Source organism: Oleiphilus sp. HI0086, assembly GCF_001635225.1.
Window position 1 is genome coordinate 1 of sequence record NZ_LWFZ01001219.1, and the last position, 1,172, is coordinate 1,172.

1 protein-coding gene is annotated in these 1,172 nt (G+C 45.3%); it reads right to left on the bottom strand.

Translation table 11 applies throughout. The annotated features are described in order from the left end of the window. A partial coding sequence (locus A3756_RS21365; RefSeq protein ID WP_231875600.1) for a 3-hydroxyacyl-CoA dehydrogenase NAD-binding domain-containing protein occupies nt 1-1,172 on the bottom strand: 1,172 nt, incomplete at both ends.

The window sequence follows — 1,172 nt, forward strand, 5'->3', positions numbered from 1 at the left end:
CGGCCATCTTCAAACATAACTTCCATCGCAGTACGGAACTCATTCTTCATGCGATCAGGGAAGCCTTCAGCCATGACTTCACCAGCGTGAATAGCTGTGTCCATACCTACAACGTCTAGCAAGTAAGCAGGACCCATAGGCCAACCGAATTTCTCCATGATCTTATCAACGCGCTGGAAGTCAGCACCGTCACGTACTAGCGCAGCAAAGCCACCGAAGTATGGGAACAAGATACGGTTAACTAGGAAACCTGGGCAGTCGTTAACAACAACAGGCGTCTTACCCATTGCTTTAGCGTAAGCAACTGTCGTAGCGATTGTTTCTTCGCTAGTTTTCTCGCCACGGATAACCTCAACAAGAGGCATCATGTGTACAGGGTTGAAGAAGTGCATACCACAGAAGTTTTCTGGGCGCTTCAAGTTCTTAGCTAGCAAATCAATAGAGATTGTTGAAGTGTTTGAAGTCAAAATTGTATCTTCAGATACTTGATCTTCTACTTCACAAAGAACGATGTCTTTAACCTTAGGATTCTCAACAACCGCTTCAACAACCAAGTCTACGTCACCGAAGTCACCATAGCTTAGTGCTGGATCGATAGAGTTTAGAACTTCAGCCATTTTCTCAGCTTTCATCTTACCTTTGCTTACGCGCTTAGTAAGAAGCTTGCTTGCTTCGCTCAAACCTAGATCGATACCTGCTTGCGCGATATCTTTCATGATGATTGGCGTACCTTTTAGAGCAGACTGGTAAGCGATACCGCCACCCATGATACCTGCACCAAGAACCGCAGCTTTCTTAACTTCAGATGCTTTTGGCTCAAGCGCTTTTGCTTGTGCTTTAAGTGCCTGGTCATTCAAGAACAAACCAATCAAAGAAGCTGATACTGAAGTCTTAGCCATCTTAGCAAAGCCTTTCGCTTCAACTTCGATTGCCTTGTCTCGCGCCATACCCGAATGCTTCTGCATCGCTTTAATCGCTTCAACAGGTGCAGGATAGTTAGGACCAGCTTGACCAGCAACGAAACCTTTAGCAGTTTCGAAAGTCATCATGCTTTCCATTGGGTTCAGCTTAAGCTTAGAAGTCTTCTCTTCACGACGAGCTTTATAGTCTAGCTTGCCAGCAACTGCTTGCTTAACAAGATCGATTGCTGCAGCTTCTAGCTTATCAGCATC